Annotated in this window: 22 protein-coding genes; 13 read left to right on the forward strand and 9 right to left on the reverse strand. The window is 35.4% G+C overall.

The genetic code is table 11. The features are described from left to right. Nucleotides 1–316 precede the first annotated feature (316 nt). Complete coding sequence (locus tag HNQ35_RS09795; RefSeq protein ID WP_146937908.1) at nt 317–940, forward strand: PdaC/RsiV family protein; 624 nt, start codon at nt 317–319, stop codon at nt 938–940. A 1-nt stretch (nt 941) separates the two neighbouring features. Here the strand turns inward: HNQ35_RS09795 and HNQ35_RS09800 are convergent, their stop codons facing one another. Beyond that, nucleotides 942–1,334 (reverse strand): ribonuclease HI family protein, encoded by a 393-nt coding sequence (locus tag HNQ35_RS09800; RefSeq protein ID WP_146937910.1) that lies wholly within the window; start codon nt 1,332–1,334, stop codon nt 942–944. Between the two features lie 331 nt (nt 1,335–1,665). Between HNQ35_RS09800 and HNQ35_RS09805 the strand changes: the two genes are divergently transcribed. From HNQ35_RS09805 to HNQ35_RS09815, 3 genes are all read left to right on the forward strand, one after another. Continuing rightward, the gene (locus HNQ35_RS09805; protein ID WP_146937912.1) at nt 1,666–2,679 is read left to right on the forward strand and encodes an ABC transporter substrate-binding protein; all 1,014 of its coding nucleotides are present in this window, start codon (nt 1,666–1,668) and stop codon (nt 2,677–2,679) included. Nucleotides 2,680–2,757: 78 nt separating this feature from the next. Further along, nucleotides 2,758–3,756, forward strand: coding sequence for an ABC transporter permease (locus HNQ35_RS09810; protein ID WP_146937914.1), 999 nt, complete (start codon nt 2,758–2,760; stop codon nt 3,754–3,756). Then, nucleotides 3,749–4,543: an ABC transporter ATP-binding protein gene (locus HNQ35_RS09815; RefSeq protein WP_146937917.1), complete on the forward strand. Its 795-nt coding sequence runs from the start codon at nt 3,749–3,751 to the stop codon at nt 4,541–4,543. The genes HNQ35_RS09810 and HNQ35_RS09815 overlap by 8 nt, the downstream gene beginning before the upstream one ends. Before the next feature lie 789 nt (nt 4,544–5,332). On the opposite strand, the gene HNQ35_RS09820 is transcribed toward HNQ35_RS09815, so the two are convergent. The 4 genes from HNQ35_RS09820 to HNQ35_RS09835 are packed head-to-tail and all read right to left on the reverse strand — an operon-like array spanning nt 5,333 to nt 9,107. Further along, entirely contained in the window at nt 5,333–6,406 is a 1,074-nt protein-coding gene (locus HNQ35_RS09820; protein WP_146937919.1) for an ABC transporter substrate-binding protein, read from the reverse strand. Continuing rightward, entirely contained in the window at nt 6,403–7,206 is an 804-nt protein-coding gene (locus HNQ35_RS09825) for an ABC transporter permease (RefSeq protein WP_146937920.1), read from the reverse strand. The genes HNQ35_RS09820 and HNQ35_RS09825 overlap by 4 nt, the downstream gene beginning before the upstream one ends. A 1-nt stretch (nt 7,207) precedes the next feature. Further along, nucleotides 7,208–8,011 (reverse strand): ABC transporter permease, encoded by an 804-nt coding sequence (locus HNQ35_RS09830; RefSeq protein ID WP_146937922.1) that lies wholly within the window; start codon nt 8,009–8,011, stop codon nt 7,208–7,210. Then, a complete protein-coding gene (locus HNQ35_RS09835) occupies nt 8,004–9,107 on the reverse strand; it encodes an ABC transporter ATP-binding protein (RefSeq protein ID WP_146937924.1) in 1,104 nt (367 codons plus the stop codon). Before HNQ35_RS09835 ends, HNQ35_RS09830 begins: the two co-directional genes overlap by 8 nt. Nucleotides 9,108–9,517: 410 nt before the next feature. Between HNQ35_RS09835 and HNQ35_RS09840 the strand changes: the two genes are divergently transcribed. The 3 genes from HNQ35_RS09840 (at nt 9,518) to HNQ35_RS09850 (ending at nt 12,547) form a co-directional block, all read left to right on the forward strand. Next, a complete protein-coding gene (locus tag HNQ35_RS09840; RefSeq protein WP_146937926.1) occupies nt 9,518–9,853 on the forward strand; it encodes an alkaline phosphatase in 336 nt (111 codons plus the stop codon). A gap of 192 nt (nt 9,854–10,045) precedes the next feature. Then, nucleotides 10,046–11,278, forward strand: a complete 1,233-nt coding sequence (locus HNQ35_RS09845) for a CynX/NimT family MFS transporter (protein WP_146937928.1) — start codon at nt 10,046–10,048, stop codon at nt 11,276–11,278. A gap of 39 nt (nt 11,279–11,317) precedes the next feature. Then, on the forward strand, nt 11,318–12,547 hold the full coding sequence (locus tag HNQ35_RS09850; RefSeq protein ID WP_146937930.1) for a DUF819 family protein: 1,230 nt from the start codon (nt 11,318–11,320) through the stop codon (nt 12,545–12,547). A 238-nt stretch (nt 12,548–12,785) separates the two neighbouring features. On the opposite strand, the gene HNQ35_RS09855 is transcribed toward HNQ35_RS09850, so the two are convergent. The 3 genes from HNQ35_RS09855 to HNQ35_RS09865 form a co-directional block, all read right to left on the reverse strand. Then, nucleotides 12,786–13,964, reverse strand: coding sequence for a YhgE/Pip domain-containing protein (locus HNQ35_RS09855; RefSeq protein ID WP_170226674.1), 1,179 nt, complete (start codon nt 13,962–13,964; stop codon nt 12,786–12,788). Between the two features lie 245 nt (nt 13,965–14,209). After that, nucleotides 14,210–14,809 carry a TetR/AcrR family transcriptional regulator gene (locus HNQ35_RS09860; protein WP_146937934.1) on the reverse strand — a complete coding sequence of 200 codons (600 nt, stop codon included), beginning with the start codon at nt 14,807–14,809 and terminating at the stop codon, nt 14,210–14,212. A gap of 77 nt (nt 14,810–14,886) precedes the next feature. Continuing rightward, entirely contained in the window at nt 14,887–15,411 is a 525-nt protein-coding gene (locus HNQ35_RS09865; RefSeq protein ID WP_146937936.1) for a transcription repressor NadR, read from the reverse strand. A 380-nt stretch (nt 15,412–15,791) separates the two neighbouring features. Between HNQ35_RS09865 and nadC the strand changes: the two genes are divergently transcribed. From nadC to HNQ35_RS09895, 6 genes are all read left to right on the forward strand, one after another. After that, nucleotides 15,792–16,625, forward strand: a complete 834-nt coding sequence (gene nadC, locus HNQ35_RS09870; protein ID WP_146937938.1) for a carboxylating nicotinate-nucleotide diphosphorylase — start codon at nt 15,792–15,794, stop codon at nt 16,623–16,625. A gap of 98 nt (nt 16,626–16,723) precedes the next feature. Then, nucleotides 16,724–17,728, forward strand: a complete 1,005-nt coding sequence (locus HNQ35_RS09875) for a TAXI family TRAP transporter solute-binding subunit (RefSeq protein WP_170226675.1) — start codon at nt 16,724–16,726, stop codon at nt 17,726–17,728. 30 nt (nt 17,729–17,758) lie between these two features. After that, on the forward strand, nt 17,759–19,660 hold the full coding sequence (locus tag HNQ35_RS09880) for a TRAP transporter permease (RefSeq protein ID WP_146937942.1): 1,902 nt from the start codon (nt 17,759–17,761) through the stop codon (nt 19,658–19,660). A 64-nt stretch (nt 19,661–19,724) separates the two neighbouring features. Continuing rightward, nucleotides 19,725–20,261 (forward strand): EndoU domain-containing protein, encoded by a 537-nt coding sequence (locus HNQ35_RS09885; protein WP_146937944.1) that lies wholly within the window; start codon nt 19,725–19,727, stop codon nt 20,259–20,261. Beyond that, nucleotides 20,261–20,623: a hypothetical protein gene (locus HNQ35_RS09890; protein ID WP_146937946.1), complete on the forward strand. Its 363-nt coding sequence runs from the start codon at nt 20,261–20,263 to the stop codon at nt 20,621–20,623. Before HNQ35_RS09885 ends, HNQ35_RS09890 begins: the two co-directional genes overlap by 1 nt. A gap of 100 nt (nt 20,624–20,723) precedes the next feature. After that, the gene (locus tag HNQ35_RS09895; RefSeq protein WP_146937948.1) at nt 20,724–21,980 is read left to right on the forward strand and encodes a serpin family protein; all 1,257 of its coding nucleotides are present in this window, start codon (nt 20,724–20,726) and stop codon (nt 21,978–21,980) included. A gap of 128 nt (nt 21,981–22,108) precedes the next feature. Here the strand turns inward: HNQ35_RS09895 and HNQ35_RS09900 are convergent, their stop codons facing one another. Then, the gene (locus HNQ35_RS09900) at nt 22,109–22,879 is read right to left on the reverse strand and encodes a VLRF1 family aeRF1-type release factor (RefSeq protein ID WP_146937950.1); all 771 of its coding nucleotides are present in this window, start codon (nt 22,877–22,879) and stop codon (nt 22,109–22,111) included. Nucleotides 22,880–22,993 lie beyond the last annotated feature (114 nt).

Genomic DNA, 22,993 nt, shown 5'->3' on the forward strand with positions numbered 1-22,993 from the left:
CTAATCGTTCTTTATGACAAGATGTCTATGTATAAATAGTAATCGGATGAAATGAACAGACTGTTAACATGCAAAACAATCCATAGCATCTTACAGTCCGGTATTTGAAGTGAATAGAAATGAAGAAATGCTATTGATATGGACATTTATCATTAACTATTGGAGAGAAGCACAGCTATATAATGATTGCATAAAATATAAATTAAACCATATCCCTGTTCAGTCGGTATACTGTAGCGGGGAATTTTTTGTGTTATAACATTTTTCTGGACGTTGAATAAAATAATATGAACAAAAACTTGCAAGGAGGAGTCGCATGTTTCAGCCCATATTACCTGTATCACTTCAGACATTTGTCATAAAGGGTCCTGGAGAGCAGATTTATTATCCGCAAATCATTCATTTGCAAAATATCACCGCTCAGCAAACAATGAATCAAAAGATTTATCAACAATTACAAAATTTACGAAGAGAGCAGTATGAAAGTCAGCAGGCAGATTTTTTTCAAGAGATGTTAGGACAATATGAAGTGAAAACAAATGAACGTAACGTCCTTAGCCTATCATTAACTAATTATGCATATGCACCATACCATGCTCATGGCTTAACATTAATGAAATCGTTAACGTTTGCTGTGAAAACGGGAAAAAACTACCAACTTCATGAACTGTTTAAGCCCAATAGTCAATATCAAGACGTACTTAAAAAAATCATTGAAAGACAAATAAAAGAACGAAATCTCGATACATTTGATGAGCCCATTACCATTTCATCAAATCAAGATTTTTATATTGCTGATAAAGCGCTCGTTATCTATTTCCAACTTTATGAAATTACACCATATTATGTCGGCTTTCCGATGTTTCCAATTTCTATTTATGAGATTCAAGACATCATTCTTGAAGATGGACCACTCGGAAAAATGTTAGAAAGCGGATAGTTTAGTATTGCTGTTGAATCGCTTGCTTCGCTAATTGATCAGCTTTCTGGTTGGTGCGATTAGGAATCCATTTAATAAAAATATATGAAAACGACTTTCCTTCTTGCCTTATTTTTTCTAATAACGGCTGGAAGGCTTTATTATTTGTATAATCTTTTTCTATCGTATCAACGACTATTTTAGAATCTGAACGAAAGGAAAGAATGTCTCCAGGGAATTTATCTTTACAAATTTCTAATGCTTTTATAACTGCATAGAATTCGGCTTCATGGTTTGTACAAATACCAAGTGGAATGGCAAATGAATAATCGATTCCATATGCTTTTATGTAGATACCAGCGCCACTCATACCAGGATTTCCGCTTGATGCACCATCTGTATATATTTCAATCAATTGTCATACTCCTTTTTCATGATCATCTTTATTATATCGAATAAATACAGACCATAAATAAAATATTTCTAAAAAACTATTTTATAAATAATTCACACAATCGAAAAATTAACCACTTTTTTAAAAACATAGATGTAACAATACTTGTAAACGGATACAAATATGTTCTAATGAAATGTTATACAACAGAACTTAAAATAAATCATATTATGATAGCGTTTTCAGTTTGAAACTGTATCTTGACTAACAAAACGCCTGTGGTATAATAGTCGCTAATTATTTAGAAAAATGTTAATAATATCACAAGGAATTAGAGGAGTGGAGTAGAGAGATGAGGAAGAGAATCATTATTTTATGTATGCTGCTTATGAGTTTAATCATGTTAGGTGCTTGTGGAAATTCAGAAGATAAGGCTGGAGGTAGCTCTAACGGTGGATCAAGCAAAAAAGGAAAAACATTTAAAATCGGTGCCACACAAATCGTTGAGCATCCCTCATTAGATCAGGCGTATAAGGGATTTCAAGAGGCGTTAAAAGATGCAGGATTAGATGTCGAATTTGATTTGCAAAGTGCGCAAGGAGAACAAAATAATGTAAAAACAATTGCTGATAACTTCGTAGCAGATAATGTGGACCTAATTTTTGCAAATTCGACACCAAGTGCATTAGGAGCTTTGCAAGCAACAGATCAGATTCCAATTGTATTTACGTCTGTGTCCGACCCAGTTGGAGCAGGAATTGTCGAAGCAATGGATCAACCAGGGGATAATATTACTGGAGTTGTCGACCTACACCCTGAAGCAATAAAGGAAACAGTTCAGTTTATTGATAAATATTTTAATGGGGCGAATGTAGGACTTATATATAATGCAGGAGAACAAAATTCAGTATCACAGATTGATGCAGTGAAAGAAGCGGCTGAAGGAACGAGCTTAACGTTAACTGAGCGAACAGTTGCTAATACAGCTGAGGTGCAACAAGCTGCGATGACTGTAGCAAGTGAGGTGGATGTTCTTTATATCGTGACAGATAATATGGTCGTCTCAGCACTAGATAGTGTTGTTGGTGTTGCAGAAGACCAGAAAATTCCATTAATCGTTGGGGAACCTGATTCATTAGAAAAAGGAGGATTTGCTACATTTGGCATTGACTACTTTAAGATTGGTTATCGTACGGGCGAAATGGCGGTTGAAATCTTAAAGGGAGAAAAAGACCCGAGCGATATCCCGGTAGAATATCCTAAGGAGATAAAATTAATTATTAATAAAGAAGCGGCTGAAAAACAAGGCGTCGAGTGGCATGATGAGTGGGATGAATTGGCTGAATTTCTAGAAACAAATGAATAACAGTTCATGTAGACATCAATCACAGGAGCTATTCGTTCCTGTGATTTCTTTAAAACGAGTTGGAGAGGAGAGATTCATTTGTTTTTATCAATGTTCGGTGCAGTAGAATCTGGCATTATTTATGCGATTATGGCTTTAGGTGTTTATTTAACATTTCGTATTTTAGACTTTCCTGACTTAACTGTAGATGGGAGTTTTGTAACGGGTGCAGCTGTTGCGGCTATTTCGATTATTCATGGTGTACCACCGATTGTTGCGAGCTTATTAGCATTAGTGGCTGGTTTTCTTGCCGGTTGTATAACAGGACTTCTTCATACAAAAGGAAAAGTCAATCCCTTATTATCAGGAATATTAATGATGACAGCGTTATATTCCATTAATTTACGTATTCTTGACAAACCGACTGTATCTTTTTTTAATGAGACGACATTTTTTAAGCAAGTTCAGTCTGTATGGGAAAAAACAGGAATTGATTCATTGATGAATGGGTTGTTAAGTTCAGTTGGTTTGACACAGGTTCCAAAAACATGGGCGATCATCGGTGTGATGCTTATGATAACGTTAATTGTGAAACTCTTAACTGATTTTTTCTTGAAAACAGAAGTCGGGCTTGCTTTACGTGCAACAGGTGATAACAAAAAAATGATCCGCAGCTTTTCTGCTAATACGGACTCACTTATTATTTTAGGAGTTGGTCTATCGAATGCTCTAGTTGCCTTTGCAGGTGGTCTTATTGCCCAACACGGTGGGTTTGCTGATGTTGGAATGGGTATTGGGATGATTATTATCGGATTAGCCTCGGTCATTATCGGTGAAGCTATTTTTGGTACGAAAACAATTGCACGAGCGACATTGGCGGTTATTGGCGGGGCGATCATTTATCGCATGGTTGTCACTTTGGCATTACGAGTCGATTTCTTAGAAACAGGCGACATGAAATTAATTACAGCGGTTCTCGTTATTGCTTCATTAGTTTTACCAAATATGTTAAAGTCTCGAAAAGAGAAGAAACGGCGTTCAGAAAAACGCTTGCAAATAGAGCTTCGTAGGAAGAAAGAAGGTGTTACGGATGCTTAAATTACAGCATTTATCTGTTACATTCAATGAAAACACACCGAATGAAAAGAAAGCATTAAAAGATATTAATCTCTCCTTAAAAAAGGGTGATTTTGTCACAATTATTGGAAGTAATGGAGCAGGAAAATCGACATTAATGAATATGGTCTCTGGAAGCTTATTTCCTGACGTTGGTGATGTTTTTATAAATGGAAAACAGGTTGTTCACTTACCGGAATATAAACGTGCACGTATGATTGGACGCGTTTTCCAAGATCCAATGGCGGGAACGGCTCCAACTATGACAATCGAAGAAAACTTAGCAATCGCGCTTTCCCGCTGTAAAAAACGGCGTCTTACATTCGGTGTAACTAAAAAACGCCGTGAGCTTTTCAAAGCCTATTTAAGCAAATTGAATATTGGCTTAGAAAATCGCTTAATGACAAAGGTCGGTTTTTTATCTGGTGGTGAACGCCAAGCTTTATCTTTATTAATGGCAACATTTACTGAGCCGGATATTTTACTGTTAGATGAACATACGGCTGCTCTTGATCCATCACGTGCAGAACTCATCACTCAGCTAACAAAAGAATTGATAGAAACATACGAACTAACAACACTTATGGTGACACATAATATGCAACAAGCGATCGATTTAGGTAACCGACTCATCATGATGGATAAAGGAGAGATCATCCTTGATATATCTGGTGAAGAGAAAAGTAAATTAACGATAGAAGATTTATTGGCTGAATTTAAACGCTTGCGGATTGAAGAATTTGAGAGTGATAGGGCGTTGCTTGTGTAAAAGTTTGTCTATGTCAGATGGACGAATAACTTTTTTAGAAGATGGTGTATTGTAGAAGTTTTAACGGAAGCTATCTAATAGTCTTTTAGATAGCTTTTTTGATGTTTGAATTTTTTCAAAATATATATGTTTATGTTTGTTAGTCAATCATTTTATATTTTTCGACTTGTAATTGGTTAATAAATAAGTAGAGATATGAAAATGTGTGGGTATTAGGATGGGAAATTCATATTTTTACCTGCAATAGAGTGAGAATTTTATGGAAATAACATTATTATCGTACGGAAATTCAATGGTACACAAATATTTGTACACCAAACACCAGTGCGGTTGGAGAGATGGTATACTTGTTTTAAAGCAGACATGAGAAGAGGAAGTAATAAAAAGGCCATTCATAGGAATGAATGGCGGAGACTGTACAAAGCAGTCAACTTTTACGCTTAAAGCTTATTTTAACTTACCAGTGTAATTTTAGATAGTAGTAAAACAGACGTTTTATGAAACGAACAAAGCTGATAGTTTTAGACCAGTGTAATTTTAGATAGTAGTAAAACAAAGTACTCGTCTAAAACATCATTGAATGGGTTTTAGACCAGTGTAATTTTAGAAAATCTTAGCCATGGAAATAGTTAATAAGTGTTTAGAAATAATTATTATATAACTATATCCCATTCGTGAGGATTTAAGTCATTTTGAGTATGACTTACATTAGTCCTAATTTGATTTGGAAAATAGTAAAAAAAGAGCGTCCAGTTGTCAAGGCGACTTACTGGATACTCTTATTAATTTTTACTTCCGATACATTTTAAATTCCAAAAACAAATCGTTATATATAGATAAGTTCTTTTTACCGAGATTTTCATATACTTCAAGTTTATCGGTTAGCTCAGGTGATGGATAGAAGCGTTCATCTTGAACCATTTCTGGGTCCATATATTTGAGTGCTTCTTTATTCGGTGTAGAATAGGCGACATATTCGGTGTTTTGGGCGGCGATTTTTGGATCGAGCAAAAAGTTGATAAACTGATGAGCTGCTTCTACATTTTTGGCTGTTTTTGGGATGACGATATTATCAAACCAAAGATTAGACCCTTCTTCTGGAATGACATAATCAATATCCTCATTTTCCCACATAATATCTAAAGCATCGCCGGACCATAGAACAGCGACAGCTGCCTCATTATTTTGCATCAGTAGTTTGTTTTCATCACCGACGATCGCTTTAATATTCGGTGTTAGTTTTTTTAATTTATTATAGGCTTCTGCTAAGTGTTTTGGATCTGTATCATTTAAGGAATATCCGAGACTGTTTAACCCCATACCGATAATTTCCCTTGCGCCGTCAATTAAAATAATTTCATTTTTTAAATCAGGATCCCATAAATCATGCCAACTGTTGAATTCTTTATTAGGTAGTAATGTTGGATTATAGGTGATACCGACCGTTCCCCAAAAATAAGGAACAGAGTATTTATTGTTAGGATCAAATGGTAAATCCATAAAACGGTCATCAATATATTTTAAATTCGGTAATTTATTATGGTTTAATGGAATCAGTAAATCTTCCTGACGCATCTTATCAATCATATATTCAGAAGGGACTGCAATGTCATACGATGTACCGCCTTGTTCAATCTTTGTCATCATGGCCTCATTCGAATCAAATGTTTCGTAAACGATTTTTATACCGGTTTCTTTTTCAAATTGTTTAACGAGATCCATATCGATATAGTCGCCCCAATTAAAAATTGTTAACGTATTTCCAGATGAATAACCTTCCGATTGATTTAAACTAGAAATCGCATATAAAATGATTCCCGATACGAGAGCACTTACTAGAAAAAATCGGATTAATTTCTTCATTTTCTAACCCCCATCGTTTTAACGTGACTGCGTTGTTGAAGGAAGTAATATATGACAATAAGGATCATTGTAAATAAGAATAATACGGTTGACAAAGCATTAATATTTAATGAAATACCACGTCGTGCTAAAGAATAAATTTCTACAGATAAAGTGGAAAAACCATTTCCTGTAACAAAGAAAGTGACAGCAAAATCATCTAATGAATAAGTGAGTGCCATAAAGAATCCAGCGAAAATACCAGGTGTAATATATGGAAAGATAACTCTAGTAAGCACTTGCCACTCAGTTGCTCCGAGGTCTTTCGCCGCGTCAATTAACGATGGTTGCATCTCGTTTAATTTTGGTAGAACAAGTAGGACAACAATCGGTATACTAAAGGCAATATGGGATAATAAAACAGACATAAAACCTAAATGGATGCCCGCGATTGTGAACAAAATTAAAAAAGATGCGCCCATAATAACGTCTGGGCTGACGATTAAAATATTATTTAAAGAAAGAACTGTATTTTTTGTTTGTCTCTTTTTAAATGAATAAATGGCTAATGCGCCAAACACACCAACAATAGTGGCGATTAAAGCAGAGATTAAAGCAATCGCAAACGTGTTCAAAACAATGATGAGTAGCCTTTTATCATCAAGTAGGGAACGATACCAATCTAAAGTAAAACCTTTGAAATGACTCATTGTGCCCCCACTGTTAAATGAATAAAAAATCAAGAAAAATATGGGTGCATATAAAATAATAAAAATAGCAATTAAATACATTTTTGCAAAAGGTGTTGTGCGCCGTTCCATATTAAACACCACGCTTTCTTGTCCCAGTTAAAATCATAATGATAAACATGAAAATAATTAGAAATACGGCAATCGTTGCTCCCATTCCCCAATCCTGTGTCACGAGGAAATGTTGTTCAATAGCTGTGCCTAGTGTAATGACACGATTTCCCGCGATGAGCCTTGTTAACATAAATAAAGATAGGGCAGGAATAAAGACAATTTGGCAGCCTGTTTTTACCCCATCGATTGTTAATGGAAAAATAACACGCTTGAATGTTGTCCACTTTGACGCACCTAAATCGGTTGCTGCATCCATTATGCTTGATGGTAATTCATTTAATGCATTAAAAATAGGTAAAATCATAAAAGGGATGAAAATATAAACCGATACAAAGATAAAACTGAAATCAGTAAATAAAATTTGTTTTGTACCAATACCTAGCCATTCAAGGAATTGATTAGGTGGGCCATATTTTCCAAAGATCCCAATAAACGCATATGCTTTCAGTAATAAATTGATCCAAGATGGGACGATGATTAGTAAGAGCCAAAGCTGTTTATGTTTTGTGCGTGTTAAAAATAAAGCCGTTGGATATGCAATAATAAGTGAAAAAAACGTAATTAGAAATGCATACCAAAAAGAACTTAAAGTCATTTTCAAATAAACAGGTGTAAAGAATTTTTTATAATTAGCAAAAGAAAAATATCCTTCGATATCAAAAAATGAATAATAAGCGACTAAAATAATTGGTGTCACTACAAATAGAATGATCCATAAAGCGTAAGGTATCATAAATAGGTTTCGCATTTTTCTATTATTCATTTGTCTGATCCTCCGAATATGATTGGAGTCTTAAGTCAAATTCTTCTTCTGTCTCACCGAGTCGCATGACATGAATGGACTCAGGTGTAAAGAATAAACCAATTTCTTCACCAACGAACGCCTTTTTTGTCGTATGAATAAGCCATTCATTCCCAGTTATGTCTTGGCATACAATTTCATAATGAACACCACGGAATAAGACAGACTGGACATGCCCATGTATCTTTCCTTTTTCTAATGTTGTTATTTCTATATCTTCTGGTCGAATGACAATTTCAACAGATTCATTAGCACGTATACCTTGATCGACACATTCGAATTGTTTGCCGACAAATTCAACTAGAAAATCTTCTATCATTTTCCCTTTAATAATATTAGACTCTCCAATAAAATCCGCTACAAAACGATTAATAGGCTCATCGTAAATATCGAGTGGTGTTCCTCGTTGTTGAATTTTCCCTTCATTTATAACGAATATTTCATCAGACATCGCTAACGCTTCTTCTTGATCATGCGTGACAAATACAAACGTAATTCCGAGCCGACGCTGAAGTTCTCTTAATTCATATTGCATTTGTGTCCGTAACTTTAAATCTAAGGCGGAGAGTGGTTCGTCAAGTAAAATAACATCTGGTTCATTAACGATTGCCCGGGCAATAGCGACACGTTGTTTTTGTCCACCAGACATTTGCTTAATGTCCCTATCTTCATATCCCGAAAGATTAACAAAAGATAATGCTTCTTTTACTTTTTCTTCGATGATTTTTTGTTTAAACTTTTTGATACGTAATCCAAACGCGACATTTTCAAACACATTTAAATGAGGAAAAAGTGCATAGTCTTGAAATACGGTGTTCACTTTTCGTTTGTTTGGAGGAATTGTGTTTACTTTTTTACCATCAAAAAATATTTCACCTTTTGTTGCTTCAGTAAATCCAGCAATTAGACGGAGAATGGTCGTTTTTCCGCAGCCGGACGGTCCAAGTAATGTATAAAACTTCCCACGCTCTAATTCAAAACTGACATCATCAAGGACAAGATCATCATGATATGTTTTAGTCACATGTTGAAATTTAATAATGATATTATTTTCCATAAGATACCCCCATGTCATTATCGTTCTATGTTAAAAATGTTTTTTATTTTTATCGGAATAATTATAACTGAAAATGAAAAAAAGGGAATAGTTTTTTGAAAAAAATTAAGTATCATATTAAGTTTTTTTATGATAATAGAAAGGAAAACGTATTTAGTAATGTGGTCATTTGAAGGAAAAGTTTAACAGTTAATTTATAAGATATAAATAGTGACTTAATATTCATAATATATTTGTATAAAATACATTAATAGGAGGGAGATCATGCATGTCAAAAAGAATAGGTGTAGTTGAACTTAGTTTTTTACTCATTTTCTCCGGTTTATGACTAGGAACTACTGAGGCTAAGCCTGAGTGGGCGGGCAAACAACATCAACAAGAGCGGACACAGCTAGATAAGAGTGATTTATATGATACCTGATGGTTTTAATGCTGATTATGCCACAAACTATCGCTGGTATAAAGGTGAAGATGCTGTTTGGGATAAGCACTTAAAGGGCATGTATAAGACATTCTCCGCAGATGAAGAAGATCAAGAGATAAAGAATTCAAGAAATCTAGCAAACGAAATAAATGACATACTGAGTGATAAGGTGTTAATAGGTTGGACGAGTGGGGCACATACAGGTGTCGATATTCCAGTTTATGCTTATGGCCCACAATCAGAGCGTTTTGTTGGATTGCTAGAAAATACAGATTTACCTATTATAATGGCCGAAGTAATGAAAATAGAATTAAATAATTAAGTGAATGTGTTCGAATACACACCCTCTCCTCACATTAGGGAGAGGGTTTTTGCTGTTTTTTTATGTGATATGATGTAATCACTTTTATTAAATTGTAGAAGTTTATCTTAACACAGCTCTACTTTTTTGAATTAACTATTCCTATGAGTAAACTTTATGATATATTCTTAATAGTAGGAAGGAGAATTATTTTTGTTCACAAAAGTATCTAGGAAACAATCAGCTTATCAGATATTACTTCTGATTGGTATTCTTTTTGCAGCATTTAATTTACGTCCTGCTATTACGTCTGTTGGTCCGATTATTGGTATAATTCGCGATCATGTCGGTATGACGAATTGGAGTGTTGGTTTATTAACGACTTTACCACTCATAGCCTTTGCTTTTATGTCGCCTTTAGTGCCACGTCTTGCTCGTTTTTATTCAAACGAACGTGTTCTCTTATGGGGGCTAATGATTTTAGCCGTTGGAATTGGAATACGTTCTCTTTCATACATGATATCATTATTTTTAGGAACATTACTCGTTGGAATTGGTATTGCTATTTGTAATGTATTATTGCCTGGGATTGTGAAAGATAAATATCCAACTAAAGTCGGGTTAATGACGAGTATATATTCAACAGCAATGGGATTATTTGCTGCGATAGCATCAGGTTTGAGCGTACCATTAGCCATTGGCCTTGACCTTGGTTGGCAAATGACGTTATTAGTTTGGGTGATTCCAGCCATTTTAGGTAGTTTTATCTGGTATTATTTATCTAAGAAAAATCGTGAGCAAAATAACATGGATATCGCCTTTATATCATCTAGTAAGCGCATGTGGCGTTCACCTCTTGCGTGGCAAGTCGCTTGTTATATGGGATTACAGTCTTTTTTGTTTTATGTGACGGTTTCGTGGTTACCAGAGATTTTACATGACATCACTGGCATGAGTATGACCACTGCGGGTTGGATGCTATCACTCTTACAATTGTTAGGACTTCCAGCTAGTTTTCTTATACCTGTCATTGCTGGACGGATGCGTTCACAAAGAAGTATAGTTATTATGTTAGCGATTTGTTCGATTGGAGGATTCTCAGGTCTATTATTGGGCACATCTATGTGGATGACTGTATTAAGCATCGTGTTACTAGGTGTGACTTTAGGTGGTACGTTCGCCTTGGCACTTTCCTTTTTAGCGTTGCGAGCAAAACATGCGGATGAAGCAGCTGAACTATCAGGCATGGCACAGTCAATTGGTTATTTATTAGCTGCATCAGGACCTGTTTTCATTGGTTTTTTGCATGATGTAAGTGATTCATGGAGCGTACCACTAATAACGATGATAATCATATCTATTCTTGTTCTTCTGTTTGGATTAGGAGCAGCAAGAGACCGTTATGTGTTTGATGATGATTCTAAATTATCTACAAAAGGCGAATAGAATAAGAAGATAATTTATATGATACAAAGGGGGAGAAAAATGTATTTATTTTCACTTATTCAACCAGATGATACGTTGACATTGTGGGGAATTATTGTCGTTTTAGCATCCGTTAGTATCTTATTAGAACAGCGTTATACTTGGGCATCAAAATTGACTGGTGCTATTATTGCTTTAATCGGTGCTATTATTTTATCAAATACAGGTGTGATTCCAACTGAATCACCAGTCTATGATGCTGTATGGGGTGTGATTGTACCCTTAGCTATTCCGCTTTTATTATTTCATATAAATTTGAGTAAAATATGGCGCGAGAGTGGCAAACTGTTGCTTATCTTCTTAATTAGTTCTATTGGAACTGTGGCAGGGGCAATTGCAAGCTTTTTCTTATTGAAAGATCATATTCCTTACCTTGATAAAATAAGTGCGATGATGAGTGCTTCTTATACTGGGGGCGGTGTGAACTTTGCTGCTATGTCAGCTAAGTTTGAAACGCCTGGTGAATGGGTTTCGTCTACTGTTGTAGCTGACAACTTGATGATGGCGATTTATTTTGTTATTTTATTGCTCATTCCAACATTAACCTTTTTTAGAAAGCGCTTTCCAACACCGCATATTCAAGCGGTTGAACATGAAGCAGATGACAATAGTGGAAAGACACTGTCAGAAAGCTTCTGGAAACGTAAAGATATATCGTTAAAGGATATGGCTCTTTCAGTTGGAACTGCTTTTTTCTTAGTGATTGTATCGTTTAAGTTAGCTGGGGTATTAGGAGAACGTATTCCTTCAGGTGAGAATGTATCATTTCTATTGAATTTACTAAACGGCTTATTGGGTGATAATTATTTAGTGCTAACAACATTAACGATTATCGCACTAGCATTATTTCCTTCTTATTTCGAAAAGCTTAACGGTAGTCAGGAAATCGGAACGTATTTAATTTATTTATTCTTTGTCGTTATTGGAATCCCAGCATCTATTCCGCTTATTTTGAAAAATGCGCCTTTGTTACTGTTATTCGTCTTCATTATTGTTCTTATTAACATGATTGTATCCTTTACAGCTGGTAGGTTTTTGAAAGTAAATCTTGAGGATATTATTTTAGCTAGCAATGCAAATATTGGTGGACCAACGACAGCAGCAGCATTAGCGATTGCAAACGGTTGGAAAAACTTAATCGGTCCTATCCTCGTCGTTGGAACGTTAGGTTATATTATTGGAAACTACATCGGTACATTTATAGGTGTATGGTTTTCGGGAATCATGTAATAAATAAAAATGAGTTATTACTAAATTTAAAAAGGGCGTCTTAATGGAGAGACGCCCTTCACTTTATTCTGGTTTAACTAATATTTTAATTTGATTTTTCTCTTTAACAAGTGCTTCAAATGCGACAAATATTTTTAGCTTAGATTCTTTTATTGTAAGACGAATTTTACTCATGGTTTTAGGAAATGGCATCACTTTAGATCATATAAATACCTTTAACACTAGATAAAATATTCGGTTATATTGATGAGTCTATTTGATAATTCTTTTTAAATAAGATTCCAACTACCGTAATGCATATGAAAGTTCCGATTAATAATAGTAATCTCATAGAATCGTGCAGTAATTGCCCGCCTCCATAGATTAAACTAAAGTAACCATTCACACCGTATGTCGCTGGGAGGAAATCGCCGAGCTTTTGATAGAATGAGCTAAGCATTGAGCGTGGGACAATCGCACCAGATGCAACAAGTTGCGTCGCAGTCGCAATAATATTGAATACCATACCAGAATTTCCAAATAAAATAACAAATAACTGTGAGAGCGTTAAAAAACTAAAAAATAGTACGGATTGAAATAAACAAACAGCGAGTAAACCTTCCTCCAGTTCGATATTAAAAATGATTAAGAGTCCTATCGTTAAGAATGATAAACTAATTGCAACAATCACATTTAAAAATTGCCTTGATAAAAATAATGTCCATTTTCCAAATTGTGTTATTAATTGAGTGGCGGTAACTTGGAGATATTGGCTCATAACCATCGCACCGATAAATGATGCTAGGACAACCATCAGCGGAATCATGGTGACATGAAAGCCTTCTTTAGCATTCGTTTGGACAACTTTTCCTGTAATAGGATCTGCAAGGGAAAGCGGGTTAACCTCATCAAGAATGTTTTCAGAAATTTGAATAGCTAACTCTGGGTTAGGTGATTGCGTTAATGTTTTAGCTATTTCTTCTTTTAATGTAGTATATTTTAATTGTGCTAGCTTTTGATTAATTGTTACTGTTATTTCTTTCGATGTTGCTTCCATCATTTGTTTAGATAAGGAAGGGTTGGCTTGATTAATGTAGTAGATTAGCTGAGCTTTTTCATCACTCATTAATGTTTGACTAAAGTCCTTTGGGATATAAATGACCATATCAAGTTCTCGTTTATCAAGTTTTTTCAACGCTTGGTCTGTATTTTCACCGGTTTCAATTTGAAAGGGTATGTTCTTTTTTAACAGAGTTGTTAGTTCTTTTCCTTGAAGAGGATCCTCATTAACGATAGCAATCGAAAGTTGTTCACTCCGCTCATAAACCCCATCATAGGCAGTTAACCAAACTGTAAAGAATATGAGTTGAAATAATAAAGCAGCACCAATTCCGATATACGTTTCTCTCTTTTTTAATAAAGCGATAAAACTTTTCATAATAATCTCTCCATTCATTTATGATAGCAAGTATTTGCTTGCAGTCAGAGTGAGAAAACACTAAGACATCTTTATACGCAAATAGAGTGTGAAAGCAGGCAAGTGCATGCATGCATTTAGAAGGAAAGAAATCAAGCAAATATATGCTTGCAACTGGTATAAAATTTTTTCGCATAAGCATGGATAGGATGAAAGATGACTACTTAATTATTAAAAACATCGTGATGTTATTTATTATTCGTAAATCAATCCGAATTTATTGAAGGTTCACCTTGCAAGGAATCAATAAACTGTGCCACATTTTGATTGATGAATTTATCCAATGACATATCCTCAGCTAATGGATTTAAACGTGATTTTAACATGAAATATCCGAAGTTGAGGAAAAGAAAATTAGTTGCTGCGATTTCTACATTGAACGGAGGAACTTTCCCTTTTTGAATCATCGTTTGAAAATAATCCATTATCATCTCTTTATATTTCATTGGGAGTCCACTAATCATTTGGTCTAGTTCTGGAAACCGACCAGCTTCTTTAAAACTAATGAGGATTAAATCACGTTTTTCTTCTAATTTCGTTTGATATATCTTTACTATCATCGATAAATCTTTCGTTAAGTCCCAAACAACATCCTCACTTAGGGAAACTGATAATGAGTTAACAAATGAAAGTTTTTCAATAGCTGCTTCGATAATCCCTTTTTTATTACCGAAGTGGCGAAATAAAGTCACTTCATTCACTTGTGCACGTTTAGCAATCTCCCGCGTTGTTGCTCCGACAAATCCTTTTTCTTTTACTAACTCAATGGCTGCATTTATGATTCGATCTTGTGTTGACTGTGTCATATTTCCATCCCCTCACATTGTAAGCAAATACTTGCATTTACTATTGATTATAAATAGCATACATCATTTGTCAAGTCTTAATCGATTAGTATATTTGCTTCTTGCAACGCTTGACAAGCATCTTTAATTTTATCCATTGAGTCAGCTTCTAACGTATGTAAATGGATACCATCTGTAAGAGTTGCTAAGTAGGCCGCTTGATTTTCTTCAATTTTCTTTATAAAACATTCCACTTCTTTACGATTACTTACCATAATCGAAGCTGTTAAATCGCCGTAAACAGCGTGTTCAATAATGACATCTCTAACCGTGACACCATGATCGACGATGATATTTAATTCTTCCCGAACTTGTTCAGGACTATGTTTTACAGCAATGATATGTTTAAATTTAGAGCTACGTTGATAAATATAACCTTGACTCGTTGCGATAATTGGTTCTCCTTTTGCTTTTAGAATAGAGACATCTTGAACAATCACTTGGCGACTAACATTTGCCTGTTCTGCAAACTGTCGACCCGCTATTGGTATAGTTGACTCCTTCAGTGCATTAATTATCATATGTTGTCTTTCTTTAGAAGACATTTTCTTATTCTGATTCATTTCATCTCTTCTCCTTTATCATTCGTATATTTTTGTTAAGGTTGAACACATATGATTCCTTTCTTCTAGATTTACATAGTACTCCCAAACAGCTCGTCTCCGTGTGGAATGTATCATTGTATTCCTTGTAAGTAGCACTAATTTTGTATTTATGTGCAGAGTGAAGAATTGTTCACAACGTTTAAAACTTCATCTTTATCATGAATTATAACATTTTTGCATTTAGCTTGTTTTTTTTACTCTCTTGTGTCAACATAGGTGTCAAGACAGATATAAATTTATATTATTCAAATAAATGTTCAGCATTTCACAATCGAAAGTAAGCAAAACCAAACAACAAACTAAAATATGGATATCATATAATCAATAAGGAGATTAAGATGAATCAATTAAAATTACGTCAACAATTACAAGCGTTTTTATTAGAAGATATTGGGGAGAAAGACATGACGAGTCAAACGATTTTTTCTCCCAATCATCAAGGTGAAGGTCTGTTTATAGCCAAGGAATCAGGAGTGATAGCGGGACTTACAATTATCGAGGAAACGTATCGTTTGCTTGATTCGAAAGTTAAAATACAAGATCAAGTTCGTGACGGAGATTTAGTAGAAAAAGGTGATGTATTAGCGAAAGTGAGTGGTCCTGTAACAAGTATCTTAACTGGAGAGCGCGTCATTTTAAATCTGCTACAGCGGATGAGTGGTATTGCTACATTAACGAAAAAAAGCATTACTGCATTGAACGATTCTTCTATTGATATTTGTGATACGAGAAAAACAACACCGGGTTTAAGAATGTTTGAAAAATATGCTGTTACTGTCGGTGGAGGTAAAAATCATCGTTTCGGTTTGTATGATGCAGTGATGATTAAGGATAACCATATTGCGTTTTGTGGTTCGATAACAGATGCAGTTAAGCGAGTAAAGGAACAGCTAGGTCATATGGTTAAAGTTGAAGTTGAAACAGAAACGAAAGAGGACGTATTAGAAGCTGTAAAAGCCGGTGTCGATGTTATCATGTTTGATAATTGTACACCTCAACAGGTAAAAGAATTTGCACCTTATGTGCCGGAACATATCGTAACAGAAGCTTCTGGGGGCATTACGTTAGAAAGTTTACCAACATATGCTCATACAGGTGTCGATGTCATTTCGTTAGGATATTTAACACATTCTGTATCAGCATTAGATATTAGTTTAGTTGTTAACTTGTAAGACAGTCAAATTAAAGAAATATTTCATCATGCAAAGTATGTGAATCTATGAGCAAAAACGCGGTTTGTAAGTTTGTATGTTTAGGGGAGAGATTTTTAATGCAAAAAAGACTTTTACTATCCATCTTTATCATGTTTTCAATTATTTTTTTAAGTGGATGTCAAAGTGAACAAACGGAAAAAAGTGATGTGCAACCATTAGATGGTAACTTAACAGTCCACGGTGGGAGTGTTGGTGGAGTTTGGTCATTGTTTACTGAAGGGATATCAGAAGCTGTGCGTAAAGAATTCCCAGGAACATTAATTAGTGCAGTTCCAGGCACTGTGGCGGGTAACCCTGTTTTAGTTGATCAGAAAGAAACAGATTTCGCTATAGCTGAATCATTAACAGCTCGATTTGCTTATGAAGGAAAAGAACCATTTGATAAGAAATATGAACATATACGTGCTGTAGCTGCAATCATGCCTGAGAATGTGTTTCAGCTTGTCGCACCCGTTGATGCACCGTTCGATTCTATTGAAGACGTTGCTCAAGAACAATTGCCCTTACGTTATTCAGCAGGTGAAAGAAATGCTTTAGGTGATATCGTTTCTGCTGCTATATTCAATTCTTATGATATGACTTATAAAGACATAAAAGGAAACGGGGGGCAGGTGCATTTTTTATCTGGTAATAAAACGTTTGAATTGATGCGAGATGGACGTGTAGATGCGCTTGGAAAATTAGCTCCCATTCCTGCAGGAGATATGATGGAAGCTTCAACAACAATAGATTTAAAGTTTATTTCACTTGGGGAACAAGCGATTAATACATTAATTGATACATTTGGTGTTACTCGTTATACGATACCAGAAAACAGCTATGACTTTCAAAATGAACCTTATGAAACGATTAATAGCCCGACGATTTTAATCACACATGCTGAACAAGATGAAGAAACGGTGTATCACATGACACAAGCCATTTATAATCAATTAGATTATTTATATGATGTGCATAAAGGTTTTCAAAAGGTAAATGATGAGACAATTATAGAAGTCGGTGGTGTACCACTTCATCCAGGAGCGGAGAAGTTTTTTAAGGAAAAGGGATTATTACAATAAATATGACATGGTCATTCAAAGGGGATTAACATGAAGCAAATGAAAAAGCATTTGTTACAAAGGGACAATTTAAAGCAAGATAAATATCATCATCTTTTTAAAAAAATGCTGACTCTCATTAGTCTTTTGTTCATCGTTTATCAAGTTTGGTCTGTTACATTTTCCACAATGGATCCGATGCATCAGATGTCCATTCATTTAGTCTTTATTCTTATGTTATCGTTTGGCTTGTATAGATCAATCCCATTAATCGACGGTCTATTTCTTATACTTGCAATAAGTAGTGGGATTTACTTTTCTATTCATGCGGAACGCTTTGCAACACGGATTGTCGGAATTGATCCGTTATCAAATTGGGATATATTCTTTGGACTTATTCTTGTCGTACTCAGTATGGAAGCGGCTAGACGGACGATAGGAATGCCGATTATTATCATTGCATTGTTGTTTTTAGCTTATGCACTTTTTGGTCATCATTTAAGTGGCATGTGGTATCATCGTGGGATGTCATTAACCGAGCTACTGGAACAATTAGCGTTTAGTTATAACGGTTTATGGGGATCACCAATCGCTGTTGCAGCTTCATTTGTGTTTATGTTCGTCTTGTTTGGAGCTTTATTACAAACATCTGGTGCGAGTGAGTTTTTCTTTAGATTATCAGTTGCGATGGCAGGTCGTTCTCGCGGTGGAGCTTTAAAAATCGCAGTATTAGCAAGTGCTTTTTCTGGGATGATTTCAGGAAGTCCGACCGCAAATGTAGTCACAACGGGATCATTTACAATTCCTATGTCTAAAAAGCTAGGGTATTCTCCGAAGTTTGCAGCGGCAATTGAAGCGATTGCATCTACTGGTGGAAGTCTGTTACCACCGATTATGGGGTCAAGTGCGTTTCTAATGGCAGCTGTCACAAGTATTCCGTATACATCCATTATTATTGCAGCAACTATACCTGCTTTGTTATTTTATGTTGCTTTATTGGCTGTTGTTCATTTTGAAGCATGTCGTTTGAATTTACCACGAATGGATAAAAAATATCTTTTACCGTTAAAAACAGTCATAAAGCAAGGCTGGTTTCATCTGATTCCGTTTTTTGTATTAACTGTTATTTTATTAAGTGGAGCAAGCCCTTCACGTGCGGGTCTCTTTGGAATTATAACGATTATCGTCATACATTTAATAAGAAGAGGCTGGAAACAGCATTTAAGCATGTTACAAATAGCGATTGATGTAGGAATAAAAGCAATGATTCCAATTAGTACGGCTTGCGCTGTCGCAGGACTCGTTATTGCTGGAATTATGACAACTGGTTTAGGTGGAAAGCTAAACAGTATGATTATCGGGTTTACAGAAGGGCAATTCGGCTTAACCCTTATTGTCATTATGGTGATAAGTATTATTTTAGGAATGGGTATGCCAGTGGCTGCGACATATGTTTTAACAGCGATGGTAGCAGCACCAACATTAATTAATCTAGGTGTTAGTGAAATGGCGAGCCACTTATTCATTGTATACTTTTCCGTCTTATCAGCCATTACTCCACCAGTTGCTGTCGCATCATTTGCAGCGGCAGGCATTGCAGGAGCTAATCCGACTAAAGTAGGTGTTGAAGCTGTTCGTCTCGGTTTAACATCATTTATTATTCCATTTGCATTTGTGTTGAATCCAGCTTTATTAATGGATGGGACTGTTGTTGAAATTGGATTAGGCTTTATTTTTAGTATCATTGGTGTCATCACGATTGCAAGCGGAATGACGGGCTATTTAAATAAAAAACTTCATTATGGCATTCGTATTCTTTTAGTAGGATTAGGGGGAGTCTTATTATATCCTACCCTTGTCATACGATTGATTGCTCTGTTATTGATTGGCCTCATTATTTATGTCCAACATGGGAAAAACATCATGTCATTTCCCGTTTTTAGGAAGTTGTAATGTTGTATCTAACGGAAGCGTCATGTATGATAAAACGTAAGATCGTTTGAGGGAAGTGACACCAATGCGGAAAAAATTACAAGCTCGATTCATATTCATATTAAGTATCCTATTGTTATTAAGTAGTTGCGCCTTGATTGATGATGGTCAGGCTGATGTTCAAACTGATGATGTTACGCCTATTTCGGAGTTAGCACATACAGATATTTTTAGAGAAGGGGCAATTGAACATATTTTAGAAGGTGAATTGAATAAACGGGGGCAAGCAGTCGGCTATCATTATGACCAGTTACCTAGTAAAAAAGGCGAAATCATCCAAAATACGCAAACACCACTTGATGAGAACGGCGTTTATGAAGCAGAAGTTGAAGTAGAAGGTGTTTTAAAACAAGCGAATCGTGGGCGGTCGTCATTTTTCCCTGATGCATGGGATACACAGGATGTCGTTGATGCGATTAATGATGCTTATGAAAACCGCACCTTTATCTCGGGAAATACATATGAGGGTTTAACTGAAGAAGGCATGATTATTCGGATGTATTTAGATCAAAAGGAACGAATTATTTCTGCGTTTCCAGTTTATGAAGGTGGTGGAAAGTGATGTATCATTTTCGAACCGTCACATTAAAAAATGGAGCTCATGAAAGAAAGCGGCTTGTCATTGAATTTACGGACCCAAACCGAGCAATCATCGGTGAATTTCTAATGTCTGATAGTTTATTACTTAATAAAGCAATCTACCACGATGTGCTCGCTGTCATTAACGGTGAAAAAGCACAAGTAACAACAAGTGGTAATCGATGCCATTTAGATATTAATCCTAAGCAAACGGTAATAACTGATTTATATGATGATATTGATACGTATCCAACTTGTGAAATTGAGACACATGAATTAAAACAATTGATGGACATGTGGTTTAATAAACTGGAAGAATTTGAGCGAGATATGGCTGAGGAATAAATTTGAAGAGGCTAGTCTTTTTTATTGAGACGTAAATGCAACAAATGAATAAGTTTCTTCGTCATATGTATAGAGAATATATGATTAGAGGAGGTTTCCCGTGAAAAGGTTGTTAATTATCTTGCTGTCGTGTCTCATTATGATAGGGTTTGGTTGTGGAAAGGAAAGTGAAGGAAATCGCTCTTTAAAAATCGGAAGTGAGGTAGAGTTTGGCGAAGATGATTATCAAAACATCACGACTGCCTCGAATACGTTTGGTTTTCAATTGCTAAATGAAATTGAAGCTGAGCGAGATGAAAATGTGCTCATTTCTCCATTAAGTGCTTTTATGGCATTATCAATGGTTTATAATGGCGCTCTTGGTGAAACAAAAGAAGAAATGGCGAAAACATTACATGTGCCCGGCATATCCGCTGAACAATTAAACAAGGCGAATGCTTCATTAATGACAAAATTATATGAACATACGAAACAGGTTGAACTCCAGATTGCAAACTCTCTCTGGTTAAATGAGGATTATCAATTTAAAGAAGCTTTTCAAACGAATAATGAATCGTATTTTAATGCTGACATGAAATATTTTGATCTTGATGACCGAAAAGCCCCAGAGAAAATGAATAAATGGGCGTCAGATAAAACAAATGAAAAAATTAAAGAAATTATCGAACCACCACTTCACCGCGACTTAGTCAGTGTCATCATGAATGCGATTTATTTTCAAGGGGATTGGACATACCCATTTGAGAAAAGTAGGACAGAAGAGGCTCCGTTTTATTTGTCTGATGGAACGATATCTTCTGTATCGATGATGTCACTGAATGAGAAGCTCGAGTATATGGAAAATGATGTGTTTCAGGCGGTTAGGCTACCATATGGTGAGGATGACGATGGACAATTAACGATGAAAATATTTTTGCCTAAGGAAGATGTCGGGATTGCTCGGATGGAAAAGGAATGGACGGCTGACAACTGGAAAGCATGGAATAATAGTTTTAACAAATCTCAAGGGACGTTAAAACTTCCACGTTTTCAAGTAGAATATGGAGTGGAATTAGAAGATGCACTAAAAAAGCTGGGCATGACAAAAGCTTTTACTCGAGATGCCAATTTTAAAGACATGATCACAAGAGATGATATCCCGTTATGGATTCATAAAGTAACCCAAAAAACGTTTCTCGATGTTAACGAAGAAGGAACCGAAGCGGCTGCGGTTACTAAAGTCGAAATGATTACTGAATCAGCTCTTGTAGATGAACCATTTGTGATGGAAGTAAATCGGCCATTTTACGTTGTTATTGCTGATGAAGAGTTGGATGTCATTTTGTTTATCGGGAAAATTGTCAAGCCAGAGCCCTAGATTGTACCTGCTCTTTATTATATCATTTTTAAAAGTGGTCTATAACTTTTGTTCTTCCATTTACTGTCATAACAAGCGGAGAATGGTCATTCTCCGCTTTGCTAAACTTTATGTTTATTATTAATGTTTTATTTTATTAAAAAATCACGTGCTATATCATGTGCCGATTTACCTGTATAGTTTTGATTAACGACATGAACGATATTCAATCTTGGAAGCAAATGTTTCATTTTATTTGTTAATTCTGTTGGACCAGCAAGATAAACTTCCTTCCATGTATATTCTTTTGCATGCTTTTCAATTGTTGGAACGAGTTCTTTAAACCAGCGTGATTGATGCTCCTTTAAGCGTCGATCATATTTATCACGATGGTTTGCGCTACTTGATATAATAGCACCAAAAGCGATTCCTTTATAGCGACGCCAATCTTCAGTGTTTAAATCAAACTCATAATGAGCTTCATCCATCACTTCAGCAAGCAATGTATCGATTAAAGCAACGCGATCACGTTGGAGCAGAATAATACCTGTTCTTGGATATTCTTCAAATAGTTGGTCTAATTGTTTTGTAACGGGTTCTTTTTCCCAGTAAAATTCATTGTTTAATGTGATTTGGGTCTGTTTGATGAGTAAGTCGTCAGATGTCGCATAACAAATCAGTCCATGTTTTAATTGACGTTGGTGGTCTAAAACAGCTGTTTCCACTTTTTCTTGAATCGAGAGAAATTGTTTATGTTCATCAGGTTGTGAAGCTTTTACGTATTCGCCAATACGTTTCAAACCGTTTTTTAAGCGAATTTTCCAATCTTCATGACTCGGGTCTGTTGCAAGATAAATGGTTAATACCGGACCATTGAGTTGAGATATTTTGCCCCTTAAATTTTTCAATTCGAGTGCCATAAAAATTCTCCCCTCTATTTGTACTCAACTTCAGTGTATCATGAGTAAGGCTGACATAACCAGATGAAAAATTACAAATTTCCGAATAATTAGTAGCAGTTAAGTAAAACATAC

Origin of the sequence: Cerasibacillus quisquiliarum (assembly GCF_014202495.1) — a bacterium.
Taxonomy (GTDB): Bacteria; Bacillota; Bacilli; order Bacillales; family Amphibacillaceae; genus Cerasibacillus; species Cerasibacillus quisquiliarum.

Excerpts from the sequence above, each read along its gene's own strand:
- HNQ35_RS09850 (WP_146937930.1), top strand. The coding sequence starts at position 11,318 with ATGTATTTATTTTCACTTATTCAACCAGATGATACGTTGACATTGTGG.
- HNQ35_RS09860 (WP_146937934.1), bottom strand. The coding sequence starts at position 14,809 with ATGACACAGTCAACACAAGATCGAATCATAAATGCAGCCATTGAGTTA.
- nadC (WP_146937938.1), top strand. The coding sequence starts at position 15,792 with ATGAATCAATTAAAATTACGTCAACAATTACAAGCGTTTTTATTAGAA.
- HNQ35_RS09795 (WP_146937908.1), top strand. The coding sequence starts at position 317 with ATGTTTCAGCCCATATTACCTGTATCACTTCAGACATTTGTCATAAAG.
- HNQ35_RS09805 (WP_146937912.1), top strand. The coding sequence starts at position 1,666 with ATGAGGAAGAGAATCATTATTTTATGTATGCTGCTTATGAGTTTAATC.
- HNQ35_RS09830 (WP_146937922.1), bottom strand. The coding sequence starts at position 8,011 with ATGAATAATAGAAAAATGCGAAACCTATTTATGATACCTTACGCTTTA.
- HNQ35_RS09900 (WP_146937950.1), bottom strand. The coding sequence starts at position 22,879 with ATGGCACTCGAATTGAAAAATTTAAGGGGCAAAATATCTCAACTCAAT.
- HNQ35_RS09890 (WP_146937946.1), top strand. The coding sequence starts at position 20,261 with ATGTATCATTTTCGAACCGTCACATTAAAAAATGGAGCTCATGAAAGA.
- HNQ35_RS09885 (WP_146937944.1), top strand. The coding sequence starts at position 19,725 with ATGCGGAAAAAATTACAAGCTCGATTCATATTCATATTAAGTATCCTA.
- HNQ35_RS09855 (WP_170226674.1), bottom strand. The coding sequence starts at position 13,964 with ATGAAAAGTTTTATCGCTTTATTAAAAAAGAGAGAAACGTATATCGGA.
- HNQ35_RS09840 (WP_146937926.1), top strand. The coding sequence starts at position 9,518 with ATGATACCTGATGGTTTTAATGCTGATTATGCCACAAACTATCGCTGG.
- HNQ35_RS09880 (WP_146937942.1), top strand. The coding sequence starts at position 17,759 with ATGAAGCAAATGAAAAAGCATTTGTTACAAAGGGACAATTTAAAGCAA.
- HNQ35_RS09875 (WP_170226675.1), top strand. The coding sequence starts at position 16,724 with ATGCAAAAAAGACTTTTACTATCCATCTTTATCATGTTTTCAATTATT.
- HNQ35_RS09815 (WP_146937917.1), top strand. The coding sequence starts at position 3,749 with ATGCTTAAATTACAGCATTTATCTGTTACATTCAATGAAAACACACCG.
- HNQ35_RS09865 (WP_146937936.1), bottom strand. The coding sequence starts at position 15,411 with ATGAATCAGAATAAGAAAATGTCTTCTAAAGAAAGACAACATATGATA.
- HNQ35_RS09820 (WP_146937919.1), bottom strand. The coding sequence starts at position 6,406 with ATGAAGAAATTAATCCGATTTTTTCTAGTAAGTGCTCTCGTATCGGGA.
- HNQ35_RS09835 (WP_146937924.1), bottom strand. The coding sequence starts at position 9,107 with ATGGAAAATAATATCATTATTAAATTTCAACATGTGACTAAAACATAT.
- HNQ35_RS09825 (WP_146937920.1), bottom strand. The coding sequence starts at position 7,206 with ATGGAACGGCGCACAACACCTTTTGCAAAAATGTATTTAATTGCTATT.